The organism is Pseudomonas sp. RT4P38 (genome assembly GCF_054897765.1).
Map to the genome: position 1 here is coordinate 5,998,833 of NZ_CM142703.1, position 14,629 is coordinate 6,013,461.

General features: G+C 58.8%; 11 protein-coding genes and 3 tRNA genes. 4 read left to right on the forward strand and 10 right to left on the reverse strand.

All coding sequences use genetic code 11. The features are described 5' to 3' along the window. Positions 1–81 precede the first annotated feature (81 nt). The 6 genes from ACYZT7_RS27885 to rluD all read right to left on the reverse strand — a co-directional run bounded on the left by ACYZT7_RS27885 (position 82) and on the right by rluD (position 5,001). Positions 82–157: transfer RNA gene (locus ACYZT7_RS27885), tRNA-Lys, on the reverse strand. Between the two features lie 5 nt (positions 158–162). Beyond that, positions 163–239: transfer RNA gene (locus tag ACYZT7_RS27890), tRNA-Pro, on the reverse strand. 9 nt (positions 240–248) lie between these two features. Next, positions 249–324: transfer RNA gene (locus tag ACYZT7_RS27895), tRNA-Asn, on the reverse strand. A 297-nt stretch (positions 325–621) separates the two neighbouring features. Continuing rightward, positions 622–3,186, reverse strand: coding sequence for an ATP-dependent chaperone ClpB (clpB, locus tag ACYZT7_RS27900; RefSeq protein WP_449646454.1), 2,565 nt, complete (start codon positions 3,184–3,186; stop codon positions 622–624). A gap of 130 nt (positions 3,187–3,316) precedes the next feature. Continuing rightward, complete coding sequence (gene pgeF, locus ACYZT7_RS27905) at positions 3,317–4,042, reverse strand: peptidoglycan editing factor PgeF (RefSeq protein ID WP_462039021.1); 726 nt, start codon at positions 4,040–4,042, stop codon at positions 3,317–3,319. Next, positions 4,039–5,001, reverse strand: coding sequence for a 23S rRNA pseudouridine(1911/1915/1917) synthase RluD (gene rluD / locus ACYZT7_RS27910; protein WP_449646456.1), 963 nt, complete (start codon positions 4,999–5,001; stop codon positions 4,039–4,041). Before rluD ends, pgeF begins: the two co-directional genes overlap by 4 nt. Before the next feature lie 151 nt (positions 5,002–5,152). Here rluD and ACYZT7_RS27915 point away from each other — a divergent pair, with 151 nt between their 5' ends. From ACYZT7_RS27915 to ACYZT7_RS27930, 4 genes are all read left to right on the forward strand, one after another. After that, complete coding sequence (locus tag ACYZT7_RS27915; protein ID WP_462039022.1) at positions 5,153–6,175, forward strand: outer membrane protein assembly factor BamD; 1,023 nt, start codon at positions 5,153–5,155, stop codon at positions 6,173–6,175. 122 nt (positions 6,176–6,297) lie between these two features. Continuing rightward, a complete protein-coding gene (locus ACYZT7_RS27920) occupies positions 6,298–6,531 on the forward strand; it encodes a PP0621 family protein (RefSeq protein ID WP_449646394.1) in 234 nt (77 codons plus the stop codon). Then, positions 6,521–8,110 (forward strand): sensor histidine kinase, encoded by a 1,590-nt coding sequence (locus ACYZT7_RS27925; RefSeq protein ID WP_462039023.1) that lies wholly within the window; start codon positions 6,521–6,523, stop codon positions 8,108–8,110. Before ACYZT7_RS27920 ends, ACYZT7_RS27925 begins: the two co-directional genes overlap by 11 nt. Positions 8,111–8,112: 2 nt before the next feature. Beyond that, complete coding sequence (locus ACYZT7_RS27930; RefSeq protein ID WP_462039024.1) at positions 8,113–9,453, forward strand: sigma-54-dependent transcriptional regulator; 1,341 nt, start codon at positions 8,113–8,115, stop codon at positions 9,451–9,453. Between the two features lie 3 nt (positions 9,454–9,456). Here the strand turns inward: ACYZT7_RS27930 and thiO are convergent, their stop codons facing one another. Genes thiO through ACYZT7_RS27950 form a run of 4 tightly spaced genes read right to left on the reverse strand, consistent with a single transcriptional unit; the run spans position 9,457 to position 14,621 of the window. Further along, on the reverse strand, positions 9,457–10,557 hold the full coding sequence (gene thiO, locus ACYZT7_RS27935) for a glycine oxidase ThiO (protein ID WP_462039025.1): 1,101 nt from the start codon (positions 10,555–10,557) through the stop codon (positions 9,457–9,459). Between the two features lie 56 nt (positions 10,558–10,613). Beyond that, positions 10,614–11,009 carry a type IV pilin protein gene (locus ACYZT7_RS27940; protein ID WP_462039026.1) on the reverse strand — a complete coding sequence of 132 codons (396 nt, stop codon included), beginning with the start codon at positions 11,007–11,009 and terminating at the stop codon, positions 10,614–10,616. Between the two features lie 14 nt (positions 11,010–11,023). Next, entirely contained in the window at positions 11,024–14,155 is a 3,132-nt protein-coding gene (locus tag ACYZT7_RS27945; protein ID WP_462039027.1) for a pilus assembly protein, read from the reverse strand. Further along, complete coding sequence (locus ACYZT7_RS27950) at positions 14,142–14,621, reverse strand: pilus assembly PilX family protein (RefSeq protein WP_462039028.1); 480 nt, start codon at positions 14,619–14,621, stop codon at positions 14,142–14,144. The genes ACYZT7_RS27945 and ACYZT7_RS27950 overlap by 14 nt, the downstream gene beginning before the upstream one ends. Positions 14,622–14,629: the final 8 nt, after the last annotated feature.

Genomic DNA, 14,629 nt, shown 5'->3' on the forward strand with positions numbered 1-14,629 from the left:
CCTTTACAAGTCGCCTTCTTCGATCAGTGCTTTTGGCCTCTGATCTTAAGATCTGATCCCAGCGTTAACTGGTTTCAAAAATGGTGGGTCGTGTGGGATTCGAACCTACGACCAATTGGTTAAAAGCCAACTGCTCTACCAACTGAGCTAACGACCCAAAAATGGTCGGGGTAAGGGGATTCGAACTCCTGACATCCTGCTCCCAAAGCAGGCGCGCTACCGGACTGCGCTATACCCCGGTTTGAAATTGGCTCCGTGACCAGGACTCGAACCTGGGACCCAATGATTAACAGTCATTTGCTCTACCGACTGAGCTATCACGGAACTACACATTTCAATTACAACTGTGAAGCTTGCTTCACCTCTTCGACCCGTTCGCATCGCTGCGTTCGTGTGTCTGAGGCGCGCTATTCTACAATCTTAAGCACCTCTGTCAACCCCTTAAATTGCTTTCAAGTTAATGATTTGCAACTTATTTCAGATTCCTGCTTGGGGAGCAGAAACCCTTCAGGGCGACTTACTGCGGGGCGCACTTTACAAGCCTTTTCCTTTCAGTTCAACAGCCTAACGAAAAAAAGGCCTCGCAATGCGAGGCCTCTTCATATTTGCTGCCGCCCTGGATCAGACGAATACGATTTCGTCGTTTTCCACGACACCTTTCGCGGTCTCGCCGGGCATGAAACGACCCGACAGAATCAGCTGCGCCAGCGGGTTCTCGATCCAGCGCTGGATTGCTCGCTTGAGCGGCCGCGCACCGTAAACCGGGTCGTAACCCACCGCGATCAGCTTATCCATGGCCTCAGGACTGAGGTCAAGCTTCAGCTCGCGCTCGGTCAGGCGACTGCGCAGTCGACCCAACTGGATCTCGGTAATGCCCGCAATCTGATCCCGAGCCAACGGTTCGAAGATCACCACTTCGTCGACCCGATTGATGAACTCCGGCCGGAAGTGCATGGAAATCGCATCCATCACCGCCGCACGTTGCGCCTCACGATCACCGACCAGTTCCTGGATCTGTACCGAGCCCAGGTTGGAGGTCATGACGATCACGGTATTTTTAAAATCCACCGTGCGGCCATGACTATCGGTCAGTCGGCCATCTTCCAGCACTTGCAGCAAGATATTGAAGACGTCCGGGTGGGCCTTCTCGACCTCGTCCAGGAGGATGACCGAATAAGGCTTGCGACGCACCGCCTCGGTCAGGTAACCGCCCTCTTCATAGCCTACGTAGCCTGGTGGCGCGCCGATCAGTCGGGCCACGGAATGTTTCTCCATGAACTCGGACATGTCGATCCGTACCATCGCCTCTTCAGTATCAAAGAGGAACTCGGCCAGTGCCTTGCACAGCTCGGTTTTACCGACACCGGTCGGGCCGAGGAACATGAACGAACCGCTCGGGCGATTCGGATCGGACAACCCGGCACGAGAGCGCCGCACTGCGTTGGAAACGGCAATGACCGCTTCGTCCTGGCCGATCACACGTTGGTGCAACAGGCTTTCCATCTTCATCAGTTTGTCGCGCTCGCCTTCGAGCATTTTCGACACCGGAATACCGGTCCACTTGGACACCACTTCGGCGATCTCTTCTTCGGTCACCTTGCTGCGCAGTAACTGGTTTTCAGTTTTGCCGTGCTGGTCGACCATTTGCAGGCTGCGCTCCAGGTCCGGGATGATCCCGTACTGCAGCTCGGCCATGCGGTTCAAGTCGCCTTTGCGGCGGGCCGCTTCCAGTTCTTGACGGGACTGTTCGATTTTCTGCTGGATCTGCGCAGAACCCTGGACTTCGGCTTTTTCCGCGTTCCAGATTTCCTCCAGGTCCGAGTACTCACGTTCGAGGCGGACGATTTCCTCCTGGAGTTTTTCCAGTCGCTTTATTGCCGCTTCGTCGCTTTCTTTCTTCAGTGCCTGGGATTCCACCTTCAGCTGAATCAGACGACGCTCCAGACGATCGAGAACTTCCGGTTTGGAGTCGATCTCCATGCGGATGCGGCTGGCCGCTTCGTCGATCAGGTCAATGGCCTTGTCCGGCAACTGACGGTCAGTGATGTAGCGATGACTGAGCTTGGCCGCAGCGATGATCGCGCCGTCGGTGATCGCCACCTTGTGGTGAACCTCGTAACGCTCTTTCAGGCCACGCAGGATAGCGATGGTGTCTTCTTCGCTTGGCTCGTCCACCAAGACTTTCTGGAAGCGTCGCTCGAGGGCTGCGTCCTTCTCAATATATTGGCGATACTCGTTGAGCGTGGTTGCACCAACGCAGTGCAGCTCACCACGAGCCAACGCCGGTTTGAGCATGTTGCCCGCATCCATCGAGCCTTCGCCCTTACCGGCGCCGACCATGGTGTGCAGTTCGTCGATGAACAGAATGATCTGCCCTTCCTGCTTCGACAGTTCGTTGAGCAGGGATTTAAGGCGCTCTTCGAACTCTCCACGGTATTTGGCACCGGCAATCAACGACCCCATGTCCAGGGACAACAGGCGTTTGCCTTTCAGGCCATCCGGCACTTCACCGTTGATGATGCGCTGGGCCAGGCCTTCGGCGATGGCGGTTTTACCCACGCCAGGCTCACCGATCAGCACCGGGTTGTTCTTGGTGCGGCGTTGCAGGACCTGAATGGTCCGGCGAATTTCGTCGTCACGGCCGATCACCGGATCGAGCTTGCCTTCTTCGGCGCGCTTGGTCAGGTCGACGGTGTATTTATCCAGCGCCTGGCGCGACTCTTCGTGGTTGGCGTCATTGACGGCCTCACCACCGCGCAGGTTGTTGATCGCGTTTTCCAGGGCTTTCTTGCTGACGCCCTGACCGAGCAACAATTTGCCGAGCTTGCTGTTCTCGTCCATGGCGGCGAGCAACACCAGTTCGCTGGAGATGAACTGGTCGCCCTTCTGCTGGGCCAGACGATCGGCCTGGTTGAGCAGGCGCGCCAAGTCCTGCGACATGTTCACGTCGCCGGTCGGGTTCTGGATTTTTGGTAGTTGGTCGAGCTCTTTGGTCAGCTCTTTACGCAGGCTGTTGACGTCGAAGCCCACCTGCATCAACAGGGGTTTGATCGAACCACCCTGCTGCTCAAGCATGGCTTGCATCAAGTGCGCCGGTTCAATGCCCGGATGATCGAGGCCGACGGCCAGGGATTGGGCGTCGGACAAGGCTAACTGCAACTTGCTGGTTAAACGGTCTATACGCATGGGTCACCTTCCTTTTGAGCAGGCCGGACCTATAAAACATCCTGAATGAAGAAACCTGCCAGATACCGTTATAGATGCGGTCGATTCTGGGAGTTTCAAGCGTCGTGACGTTGATGCAGGTCAGCTAAGTCTAGCGTTCGAGCCAGACCAAGGAGGCAAACCGACCGGTGCGTGGACTGCGGCGGTAAGAAAAGAAGCGTGGATCGGTCACAGTGCAGAAACCGCCACCATAAACAGCGGTGACACCGCGAGCCGCCAGACGTAAACGCGCCAGCTCATAGATGTCAGCCATGAACTTGCCGGCGTTCTGGCTCGGGACGAAGGCTTTAGCGGCTTCAGGCAGTTGCTGAATAAAAACTTCCCGCACTTCCGGGCCGACTTCAAAGGCTTGCGGGCCAATGGCCGGACCAAGCCAGACCAGCACCTCGGCAGGCGGCACGGCCAGCGTGTCCAGAGTCGCTTCCAGCACACCCGCCGCCAACCCGCGCCAACCGGCATGGGCCGCCGCTACGCGAGTGCCTGCACGGTCACAAAACAGCGCCGGCAGGCAATCAGCGGTCATCGCCGTGCAGGCAATACCGGGCGTTGCCGTCCAGCTGGCATCGGCAGTGGCCACCTGGCTTGGGTCTGCGTGGGCCACGGCGATGCCGTGAACCTGCTTTAACCAGGCCGGTTGAATAGAGAAAAGATCGGTGAGGCGACGGCGGTTTTCGACAACGGCTTCGGGGCAGTCGTCGACATGATCGCCTAGGTTGAGGCTGTCGAACGGCGCCAGGCTGACGCCGCCCGCACGGGTGGTAACGCAGGCTTTCACCCTGGCCGGCGCTGGCCAGTCAGGAATCAGCCAGTCACTCATCCGATGAACGCCTCGCGGTCTTGCTTAAGCAGCGTCAGCAACCAGACGAAATCGTCCGGCAGTGGCGATTCCCAGCTCATCCGCTTACCAGTGGTCGGGTGATCCAGCTCCAGGAATCGCGCATGCAGCGCCTGACGCGGGAACGCCTTCAACGATTCGATCATGGTCACACTGGCTGCGGGCGGAATACGGAAACGACCGCCATAGGCAGGATCTCCGACCAACGGGAAGTTGATGTGAGCCATATGCACACGAATCTGGTGCGTACGCCCGGTTTCCAGTTTCACCCGCACGTGAGTGTGGGAGCGGAAACGCTCAAGCACGCGGTAATGGCTGACGGCTTGCTTGCCACCTTCCATCACAGCCATGCGCTGGCGTTGCTGGCCGTGACGACCAATCGGAGCGTTGATCTTGCCGCCGGCAGTCACCACACCGATCACGATGCATTCGTAGATCCGGCTTACGCTACGGCTCTGCAATTGCGTGACAAGCTGTGTCTGCGCCTGAATGGTCTTGGCCACCACCATCAGACCGGTGGTGTCCTTGTCCAGGCGATGCACGATACCAGCGCGGGGCACATTGATGATGTCCGGCACGTGGTGCAGCAAGGCATTGAGCAAGGTGCCATCGGCGTGACCGGCAGCAGGATGCACCACCAGACCCGCGGGTTTATTGATCACCAGGATGTCGTCGTCTTCATAGACGATGTCCAGTTCGATGTCTTGAGCGATCCATTCGCCCTGAGCTTCCTGCTCGGCAGTGAGCTCAAGAATGGCGCCACCATGAACGATGTCTCGCGGGCGGATAACCGTCCCATCCACAGTCAGGCGGCCGTCTTTGATCCAGGCGGAAAGGCGCGAGCGCGAGTGCTCAGCGAATAATTGTGCGGCGACTTGATCGAGGCGTTGGCCGCCCAATTCGGACGGCACCTCTGCGCGAAGTTCAATTTTATCGGACATGCTCGGACTAGGCGTCGGCACAGCCTTTGGTTTCGGCTGCGCGCTTGTGGTTAAATACGGCGTCTTTTGCCCCGAGGCTACTCAACGGGGCGCTCATCATAACAGGACGGCCCCGCCCAAGACAGCGGCCGTCATAGGGACGCAAGCCGCCATGCAAGTGAAACACCTGCTGCTGATCGCCATCCTCGCATTGACCGCTGCTTGCTCATCGAAGGAAGTCGTAGACGAAAACCTGAGCGAAGTCGAGCTGTACCAGCAGGCTCAGCACGATCTGGACAACAATAGCTACACCGCCGCCACAGCCAAGCTGAAGGCGCTGGAGTCGCGTTATCCGTTCGGTCGCTACGCCGATCAGGCTCAACTCGAGCTCATCTACGCCAACTACAAGAACACCGAGCCTGAAGCTGCGAAGTCCGCCGCCGAGCGCTTCATTCGCCTGCACCCGCAGCACCCGAACGTGGATTACGCGTATTACCTCAAGGGCCTGACTTCTTTCGACCAGGACGTCGGCCTGTTGTCGCGCTTCCTGCCGTTGGACATGACCAAGCGTGACCCGGGTGCAGCTCGCGACTCCTACAACGAGTTCGCCCAGCTGACCAGCCGCTTCCCGAACAGCCGCTACTCGCCGGACGCCAAGCAGCGCATGATCTACCTGCGCAACCTGCTGGCGGCCTACGAGATTCACGTTGCCGACTACTACCTGACCCGTCAGGCCTATGTCGCCGCCGCGAACCGTGGTCGTTACGTGGTGGAAAACTTCCAGGAAACCCCTTCGGTCGGTGACGGCCTGGCGGTGATGACAGAGGCCTACCAGCGTCTGCATCTGGACGATCTGGCCAACACCAGCCTCGAAACCCTGAAGCTCAACTACCCGAACCATCCAACCCTGGTCGACGGTCAGTTCAAGCCTTCGGTAGACGAAGCCGACAACCGCTCGTGGTTGAGCAAAGCGACGCTAGGCCTGATCGAGTCCCGTCCACCGCTGCCGCCGGGCGAAACCCGCGCCAACCAGGACGTGCAGAAGCAGTTCCAGGACGCCAAGGACGCGATTCCGAGCGATCTCAAGCCTAAAGATGCAGATGGCGATGTGATCAAGGAAGAGGAACACGAAGCGGAAGGCAACAACAGCGACCGCTCGTGGTTCAGCTACATGACCTTCGGCATGTTTGACTGACACGTCGCGCGGTACAAAAAGGAGCCTTTCGAGGCTCCTTTTTTATGGGCTCGATTATTACGCTGTGCGCTGGTCATGTCCTTGGCTAAACTGGCTAATCACTCGTCAAGTAGCCGCTCATCATGCTTCGTTTACTGTTCTGGATCGCCCTGATTGCCGCTGCAGTATGGTTCTGGCGCAAGTTCAAGGGATCGTCTACAAATCCCAAGTCCCCTGCCGAGCTGGAAGCGGCCCCGATGGTCCGCTGCGCCCATTGCGGCGTACACCTGCCACGCGACCGCGCGCTGAGCCTTCAACAACAGTGGTATTGCAGCCAGGCTCATCTTGAGCAAGGCCCGGGTTCAAGTGATCGCTGAGACGTCCAGTCCCGGCAACAAACAGGCCCAGCGACTGCTGCGCCTCTATCATCTTTACCGTTTGAGCGTCGGCATCACCCTGGTGCTGTTGATCTCCAGCGACATGGACAACCAGCTGCTGACGTTCACCAATGACAACCTGCTGCGCAGTGGCAGCTGGGTATACCTGGTGCTGAATATCCTGCTGGTGGTGTTCCTCGAGAACACCCGGCGCCCGGCGCAACTGTTCAGCCTGGCGCTGACCGATGTCCTGCTGCTGTGCGGTCTGTTCTACGCCGCCGGTGGTGTGGCCAGTGCCATCGGCAACCTGCTGATCGTATCGGTAGCCATCAGCAACACTTTGTTGCGAGGGCGCATAGGCCTGTTGATTGCCGCCGTCGGCGCGCTCGGCATCGTGGGGCTGAGCTTCCTCCTGAGTTTCAGCCATCCCGCCACCCCCAATGATTACTTGCAAGCCGGCACGCTCGGCGCCCTGTGTTTTGCTGCGGCATTACTGGTGCAAGGGCTGATCCGACGCTTGGAAGTCAGCGAAACACTGGCCGAACAACGGGCCAGCGAAGTCGTCGGTCTCGAAGCCCTCAACGCACTGATCCTGCAACGCATGCGTACCGGCATCCTGGTACTCGACGACCAGCGGCGGGTTCAATTGGCCAACCACAGCGCCTTGAACCTGTTAGGCAGGGAAAGTCTTGAAAGTCAGCTGATCGACGACTACTTACCCACCCTGGTTGAACGCTTGCAACTGTGGCTCAACAACCCGACGCTGCGCCCCCAGAGCCTGAAAGTCGCCAGCAGTGGCCTGGAGTTGCAACCGAGCTTCATTGCCCTGGACCAAAGCCCACACCACCAGACCCTGGTCTTTCTCGAAGACCTCGCGCAAATCGCTCAACAAGCCCAGCAATTGAAGCTGGCCGCGCTCGGTCACCTGACCGCCGGTATCGCCCATGAAATCCGCAATCCACTGGGTGCCATTAGTCATGCCGCGCAGCTGTTGCATGAATCTGAGGAACTGAACCGCGCGGATCGGCGTCTGACACAGATTATTCAAGACCACTCTCAGCGAATGAATCGGGTAATCGAAAACGTCCTGCAACTGTCCCGCCGTCAGCAAACCGTAGCGCAACGGCTTGATCTGAAGCCGTGGCTGGAACAGTTCGTCAACGAAACCCGCGAGGGGGCGACCGAGCATCAGCAGATTCATCTGTGCATCGGTTCAGGAGAATTCAAGACCCTGATGGACCCAAACCAGCTGACCCAGATTCTCGACAATTTGTTGCGCAACGCCTGGCGCCATAGCGCCTTGAATCACGACCTGGCACAGGTCTGGCTCGAGTTGTTTGTCGACCCGGACAGCCAGCTGCCGATCCTCGAGATCCTGGACGATGGCCCCGGCGTAACACCGGAGCATCACGTGCACTTGTTCGAACCGTTCTTCACTACCAGCACCCAAGGCACCGGCCTGGGGCTTTATCTGTCCCGTGAGCTGTGCGAAAGCAACCAGGCCCGCCTAGACTTCAAACCACGCCAAGGCGGCGGCTGCTTTCGCATCACCTTTGCTCACGGACGGAAACAAGGTTGAACATGAGCCCACAGCAAAAAGTCCTGATCGTCGACGACGAACCGGATATCCGCGAACTCCTGGAAATCACACTGGGACGGATGAAACTCGACACCTTCAGTGCCCGCAACCTCGGCGAAGCCCAGGCCCTGCTGACGCGGGAGACGTTCGACCTGTGCCTGACCGACATGCGCCTGCCGGACGGCACCGGCCTTGAGCTGGTGCAATACATCCAGCAACGCCACCCACAAGTACCGGTGGCAATGATCACCGCTTACGGCAACCTGGAAACCGCGATCAACGCTCTCAAGGCCGGCGCCTTTGACTTCCTGACCAAACCGGTGGACCTCACCCGCCTTCGGGAGCTGGTCAGCAGTGCGCTGCGTTTGCCTGCGTCGGGCGGCACTGGCACGGCCATCGATCGCCGGCTGCTGGGTGACTCACTGCCCATGCGCGCCCTGCGCAAACACATCGACAAACTGGCCCGCAGCCAAGCGCCGGTTTACATCAGCGGCGAATCCGGCAGCGGCAAGGAATTGGTCGCGCGACTGATCCACGAGCAAGGACCACGCGCCAGCCAACCGTTTATTCCAATCAACTGCGGGGCAATCCCGTCGGAATTGATGGAGAGCGAATTTTTCGGCCATCGCAAAGGCAGCTTCAGCGGTGCCATCGAAGACAAACCCGGACTGTTCCAGGCCGCCCATGGCGGCACCCTGTTCCTCGACGAAGTGGCTGATTTGCCGCTGGCGATGCAGGTCAAGCTGCTACGGGCAATACAGGAAAAAGCCGTTCGCGGTGTCGGCGAGCAGCAGGAAACCGTGGTCGACGTGCGTATCCTTTGCGCCACCCACAAAGACCTCGACGCCGAAGTCGCCGCCGAACGCTTTCGTCAGGATTTGTACTACCGGTTAAACGTGATCGAACTACGGGTGCCGCCCTTGCGCGAACGCCGTGACGACATCGAATTGCTCGCCAGCCACGTGCTCAACCGTTTGGCCATCAGCACCGGCCAACCCGCCGTGAAACTCCACCCGGATGCCCTCGACGCGCTGAAAAGTTATCGCTTCCCCGGCAACGTGCGGGAACTGGAGAACGTGCTCGAACGGGCTCACACGTTGTGCGAAAACAAGCAGATCGAAGCCAGCGACCTGCGACTGGCCGAAGGCAACTGCAACCCGGAAGGCGGTGTGCCGGACCTGACGCAGATTGACAACCTGGAAGACTACCTGGAAAACGTCGAACGAAAACTGATCCTCCAGGCCCTGGAAGAAACCCGCTGGAACCGCACGGCGGCGGCTCAGCGGTTGAGTCTTTCATTCAGGTCGATGCGCTACAGGCTCAAAAAACTGGGACTCGATTGAGTCTCAGATCCGCCCAACCGGCGCATACGGTGCCGGATCAATGATCGGCTCACGCCCCAGCATCACATCCGCAAACAACTGACACGACGCCGGCGCCAGCACCAAGCCGTTACGGTAATGCCCGCAATTGAGCCAAAGCCCTTCGAACCCTGGCACCCGACCGATGTAGGGAATGCCTTCCGGCGAGCCCGGTCGCAACCCGGCCCAGTGCCCCACGACCTCGGCATCCGCCAGTGCAGGAATCAACTCCTCCGCCGACGCCTTCAGGCTCTCCAGGGCAGATTCAGTCGGCGTCTTGTCGAAGCCTTGATGCTCCAGCGTACTACCGATCAGAATGTGCCCGTCGCGCCGAGGAATCGCATAACGCCCCTTGGCCAGAACCATGCTCGGCAGAAAATCCGCTGCGCATTTGTAGAGAATCATCTGCCCTTTCACCGGCTCGACCGGCAACTCCAGATCCAGGCTCTTGAGTAAATCACCGCTCCAGGCACCTGCGGTCAGAACCACCTGATCGCCATGAATCGCTCCCGCCGAGGTCTGCACCCCGACCACCGTAGCGCCTTCACGGATAAACCCGCTGACTTCACACTGCTCATGAATCGTCACGTTCGGCAGCGCCAGCAACGCAGCCTTGAGGGACTTCACCAGTCGCGGATTACGCACATTGGCCACATCGGCCATGTAGATCGCCCGGGAAAAACCGCTCCCCAGCACCGGCACCGCGTCGTGAGCTGCCGAGATATCCACAGCCCGCAACGGACGGTTTTCCCGCTCAGCCCAGGCCAGGGCCTCGGCCTCATCATCCAGATCCAGCCAGTACAACCCGGTGGTATGCACTTCAGGATCGACACCGGTGGCTGCAAACAAACGCTCGCCCAGCTGTGGATAAAAATCCTGGGACCAATGCGCCAACGCGGTGACCGCCGGGCTGTAGCGCCAAGGGTAGAGCGGCGAAACAATACCGCCGCCGGCCCAGGACGATTCCTGACCAACGTTCGAGCGATCCAGCAGCACAACGTTTTGCACTTCGGACGCGAGATTGAACGCCGTCAGCAGGCCAATCACCCCGCCGCCGACAATCACCACTTGCTGTTGCCTGGTCATGTTCTGATCCAACCGTTAAATAGACAGAGGACGCAAAAGGCGCCCGAAAAAGGAACTCAGCGACCCCAGCAATCCTTGGTCGCGGCCGTCGCATTGACCATGCTTCTGACGCCAGTGTTGGTGATGGTGAAATCCCCACACTTGTCCGTCGCCATGGCACTGCCGGCCTTGCGCACGGCCGTCAGCAGGAAAGTCTGATCGGTCAGGGTCTGGGTAATGGTGTAAAAGTCATTGCCGGCACTCAGGCCTGCGACGTTGGTGTAGACATTGTTCTTCGAATAAAAACGCTCGAGGATCTGCGCCTGTTCGGAGAGCAGCCCGGCCACCTCCGTTCGACGGCCCTTTTTCACATACTCGGTGAGGCTCGGGTAGCCAATGGTGATGACGATCCCGATGATCGCAATCACGATCATGATTTCGATCAGGGTAAAACCTCGATTGGATCTGCGCATGCCTCAACTCTCACTTACTGTATTTGTCGCCACATGATGCGACGGTTGACACCACCGCCGGGCTTTTCCACCAGGGAGCTGATGCCGCCGCTGGAGTCGTTCACAATCTTGCGGGACGCATTGTTGACGATCGCGTTCAGCGTCGGAATACCACCGGTGAAAATCACCCCGCTGGAAATCGAATCCTTGATGTCGACCAGACCGTCGCCATTGGTGTCGAGCACCGCGTAGTTGAGCATCTTACCGCTGAATGCATCGAGTTCGACCAGTTTGCCGGTACCGAAACTGGCGCAAGGGTCGGTGGTGTCCACGCTGGCCGTGGTGAACACGATCCGGCCGGCCACCAGACTGGCCTGATTGATCACCCGCTCACCAGTTAGCACGTTGTTGTACACCAGCGGCAGGTACCAGCCTTTTTTCGCCGGATAGGTCACGTCGTTCTGGCTGGTGGTGATGAATTGCCCACCGCTACCGGAGAACACACCGGTCACCGCCTGGGCCTGCAAACTGGACGTTGTGATTTGCCCGGAGCCACCTTCCGCATCCCACACTGCATAGAACGCCTGGAGGTCTTTGTTGGTCTTGTCGGCCGTCTCGTTGAACTTACCGGTGCCGAAAAATACTTCCTTCCCTCCCAACGAGTTATCCGCCAGCAATGGTTGCGCGGTAATCGGCTGGGTGACGCCACCCGCGGTGGTAAACAGCGGTTTGCGGGAAAACGCCAGATCCCACGATTCCGGGGCGGTGGCGCCCAAATCAAACTTCCACAGCCGCCCCTTCAAGTCGCCGCCATAAGCGGCCTGCACCACATTCTGCGAGTTGACCCGAAGTTTTACCGACGACAGGCCGTTGTTAGTCTCGGCGCCGTCGACCACTATTTTCTTGATCAGCGTGCCGTCGCGAATGTCGACCACGTACAACGCTGCCACCCCGGAGTTGCTGCCATAACCGTTGGAGATGAATGCGGCCCATCGACCGTCGGCCAAGCGTGCCACTTCCGGTCGTGCATAGGCATAACCCAGATCATTGAAAACGTTCGCCGTATTTGCTGTGGACGGTGCGCTGATCTCCCACAACGCCTTGGTCACGTTACCGACCGAGGCGTCGAACAGCTGCAACGCGTAGAAGGTCCTGCCCCCCGCCCCTGTTCCACCCAATGCCAGGGTTTTCCAGGCGCTGTTGAGTTGGGCATCGAATACCGCGACCTGACCGTCAACCAGAAACTTGTGGCTGACGCCGTTGATGTAATTGGTGTCGGCGATCAAACGCAGCGAAGGCAACACACTGGAAGGCATGTAGGCATAACGCCTGACACCATTGGCCGAGTTGACGACGTTCACAAAACCGTCGTTGGCGTTCACCACCAGGCTGGCATTCATGTTGGCGGCTTTGGTGGCCAGGTAGGTGCTGTAGGTAGTATCCCCCACCAGATCGGACGCGGTTTGGTCCGTGGGCGCGGCCAGCACGAGTGGCGAATTGATAATGTCGCCGAGCAACACGCTACGCGCTTTCAACCCGGTTTTGTTGGTGCCCTTGCTCCACTCCACCAAATCGCTGCCCGTGATCCCGATGGGCAAGTTCTGGCTGAGGGAAGTCTGCTGGATCGGGGAAAAATTGCCGTAGGCCAGAGTAACAGCGGCGTTGGTCAGGGTGTTCCAGGACTGGTAGGTCGGCGCAGTAGCACCGGGCACGATAGTGGTATCGGTCGTCCATAGCACCGCGGCCGTGTTAACCGCGCCCGCCGATGTGAAGCCAAGGGATTTGATGGTGCCCCGCCAGTCCTTGGGGTCGTAGGTGGTCTGGAAGTAGGTTGAGTTGCTGGCAAGAGTGGTGCCGCTGGCAACGCCGCTGCCACCTGAGCCGGCCTTGGCGGTGAGGTCGCTCAAGGCTGCAGCCAGTGCACTGATGAGTTCCGCGCTATCGCTCGCCTGGTAGTATCGGCCCTGTCCGTAGGTCGCCGCATCCGACAACATCTGGTTAGCGACGGCGAAACCCACAGTGTAGGTGTTCATGTTCTGCTTGGAAAAATCCACCTCGTTCCAGCTTTTACCCGCGGCATCTGTCCCTGTGGAGCGCATGTCGATGTCGAAGGCGAACTTGGCGATGTCATCCAGGTACAGGGTGTCGCCCTCATCGTCGCCCTCATCGTCGCCGGCGAGGTTGGCGCCATCGTTATTGCTGATCCCGTCCCAGTTCGGTAACCGGCTGCCACCCAGCGGATCGTTGGTCGGAAAGGTTCGGTCGTAGGTCGGTAGACCATCGGTAATCACCACCCCGTAATTTTTCTGGCAACGGTACTGAATCGGACTGGTATAGGTGGTGGGCGTCGAGTTGTTGTATGGCGCCATACCACGGAAATAGCGGGTGATTTCGTAATAGGCTTCTGCCAGCGGTGTATTGGCTTCCGCGCTCAGTCCATCAATCGCGTCGATCAGTGCGTTGTAGTTGGTATTGGCCTGAGCCTGGGTCACGGTGCCGCTGACCACCGACATATCACTGACCGAACGGGCAATGTAACCGCCGTCATTCTTGTGGTTGCCGACCGCCAGATTGAACGTCGACAGGCCGATGCGTAGCGCGCGGTTGCCAGCCACCAACATCTTGGAAACGTTGCGCGCCACGTTCATCCGGTAATCATTGGGGATCGAGCCATCAGTGAAATCCCGATCTGAATTGTTGGCCAGATTTATCAGATAGGACAAGTAATTTGCCGTATACCGCGTGTCCTCGCTCCCCACCGGATCGGGAAGTTTGAGGCAAAGCGAATCCGGACCGGAAGAGCTGTTGTTATAAAAACCGTACCACCCTTTCGAACATTTTCCTCGAGTCAAACTCGACAAAGCAATATTGGTATCGGTCATGTCAAGCTCGCGGCCTTTCAAGCACGAACCATTCGAGAGGCAAATAGTCACTGTGGGGCGTGCGACCGTCGGGTTGAAGCCTGCCGCCCAGATAATGTTGTTCATACTCCCCGAGTCGTCGAGTAACAGCATCACATTGGGTGCGACGGCGGCGGCGCTCAACAGCGGCGAATCCGAGGGCGTGAAGGCGTAAGCCGGCGCTGCCAGATAAAGACTCAACGACGCGCCGTAGAGCAGCTGCAACAACCAACGGCGCCAGCCTGTGCGGGCCTCAGTACTTCGCATAGATACTCTCCACCACACTGCGCGAGTTGCCTACGATGCCCACAGCGGTCACCCGGTACAGCGTTGCCGACGTGTTGCTCGGCACATTCACGGCGTTCAGCGTGGCGCCTATGTTTTGCACCCCGTAGAAACCGTTGGCGGCCGCGATCCAGGTGACACCCGAGGTGGAATTGAACCCGGCGGCGGTGAGGGCCGACGCCTCGGCCGGCGGTGCGCATTGGCTGGTGCCGCTGCAAACCGGCAATGCGTAGGTATCCAGTTGCACCGCGCTTTCGCCGATGCGCAGCGCGGCTTCGGCGCCCTGGAACGACTGATTGCGCAGGGTCACACTGGCGGCCATTTTTTCCTGCAAGGTGGCGTTTTGCATCGATGAAAGGCCGATCAGTGTCAGCAATAGAAGAAACACCAGGCTGATCAGCAGCGCCATGCCGCGCTGGGAGTGAGGGGTCTCGGAAGAAATACTCACCGGCCCTC

Excerpts from the sequence above, each read along its gene's own strand:
- clpB (WP_449646454.1), bottom strand. The coding sequence starts at position 3,186 with ATGCGTATAGACCGTTTAACCAGCAAGTTGCAGTTAGCCTTGTCCGAC.
- pgeF (WP_462039021.1), bottom strand. The coding sequence starts at position 4,042 with ATGAGTGACTGGCTGATTCCTGACTGGCCAGCGCCGGCCAGGGTGAAA.
- rluD (WP_449646456.1), bottom strand. The coding sequence starts at position 5,001 with ATGTCCGATAAAATTGAACTTCGCGCAGAGGTGCCGTCCGAATTGGGC.
- ACYZT7_RS27915 (WP_462039022.1), top strand. The coding sequence starts at position 5,153 with ATGCAAGTGAAACACCTGCTGCTGATCGCCATCCTCGCATTGACCGCT.
- ACYZT7_RS27920 (WP_449646394.1), top strand. The coding sequence starts at position 6,298 with ATGCTTCGTTTACTGTTCTGGATCGCCCTGATTGCCGCTGCAGTATGG.
- ACYZT7_RS27930 (WP_462039024.1), top strand. The coding sequence starts at position 8,113 with ATGAGCCCACAGCAAAAAGTCCTGATCGTCGACGACGAACCGGATATC.
- thiO (WP_462039025.1), bottom strand. The coding sequence starts at position 10,557 with ATGACCAGGCAACAGCAAGTGGTGATTGTCGGCGGCGGGGTGATTGGC.
- ACYZT7_RS27940 (WP_462039026.1), bottom strand. The coding sequence starts at position 11,009 with ATGCGCAGATCCAATCGAGGTTTTACCCTGATCGAAATCATGATCGTG.
- ACYZT7_RS27945 (WP_462039027.1), bottom strand. The coding sequence starts at position 14,155 with ATGCGAAGTACTGAGGCCCGCACAGGCTGGCGCCGTTGGTTGTTGCAG.